The organism is uncultured Microscilla sp., from assembly GCF_947493425.1.
Classification (GTDB): Bacteria; Bacteroidota; Bacteroidia; order Cytophagales; family Microscillaceae; genus Microscilla.
The window spans coordinates 1-1,194 of record NZ_CANLRP010000396.1; the positions used below are offsets into that span (position 1 = coordinate 1).

Sequence of the window (1,194 nt, forward strand, 5' to 3'; positions counted from 1 at the left end):
CAGACTAAACGCACTATGTTTTTTTTATAATCTTGGCATTTTCAAGCAATTGCCTTAGGTATTCATTACTCCAACCAGCCTTCTTTCTCTTTGCCTTTTTGCTTATTTTAGTTGTATTATCCATTTTTAGAATATTAAGGGCAATTTTGTTAAGCAACGTCAGGTTTTGTGGCGCATTTTCCACGGAAGTTTTATTTGCATCTTCCCTAAAGGCGACATCCAACTGCCAGTGAAGTTTATTTTCAATCCCCCAATGATTGCGGGCAAGGGAGTATGCTTCTTCTCCGGAAAGGTCATTTCTGCTTGAAATATAGTATCGGCACTCGGCTGTACCATCTTTACTAGTACGACTAGTTTGTACTTTTATCAACACTTTGAGGTCTTCCCATTCCTCAAGGACCTCTATCCATTTTAAATTGCTTGTAACTTCTACTTGATAATCTACCACTTGATTGTAATTTCCAGCATAATCGGTGATTGTGTAACACTGTTTAGGTTCTTCCCTAGCAAAAGTGTCCTGAACCTGAGCAAAGAGATTTGCTTGATTACCTTTGACTGCCAAAAAATAATCAGCCTGTTTGCCCCTGATTTGGGTAGCAATTACTTTTTGACACCCCATCGCATCTATACTTACAATGCAATCCTGTAAATGAAGCATTTTCAACAACTCAGGTATGGCTTTGATTTCATTACTTTTGCTGTCTACCTTGTATTGTCCCAAACTTATACCTTCGGCAAAAGCACTTACTATGTGAGTCTTTTTATTCCCTTTTAAACCACTGCCACACATGGTCTTTCCATCAAACTGAACATGTTTTAAAAGGCAACCTATGTATAAATTAGCACCAAAACTACTGCTAACCCAAGTCATAAACTCTTTGTTAAAAGCCTCAGGATCAGTATGCATAAACACGCGACGAATGGTGTCATGAGAGGGAATACCATGAGGCAATTCTAAAAAATCACGAAGGAAGCCCTCTTTTTCTATGCCATATTCCTCGATTTCTTCAAAACCTTCTGCTCCACTTAAGATGCCACAGACACTTAAGAATAACACATCAGATAGTTTGTGACGGAAGTTTTTGTTATGATTACGAAAATCTGGTATTGCTGATAAATGTGAGTGTAAATCCATTGCACAAATATCGTAATTTTAAAAACAATTGTAAACCAGCCCATAGTGCGTTTAGTCTG

The 1,194-nt window shown here is 37.8% G+C and carries 1 protein-coding gene; it reads right to left on the minus strand.

All coding sequences use genetic code 11. The features are described from left to right. Window positions 1-13: 13 nt before the first annotated feature. Window positions 14-1,135: an ISAs1 family transposase gene (locus Q0954_RS33980; protein WP_299466541.1), complete on the minus strand. Its 1,122-nt coding sequence runs from the start codon at window positions 1,133-1,135 to the stop codon at window positions 14-16. Window positions 1,136-1,194: the final 59 nt, after the last annotated feature.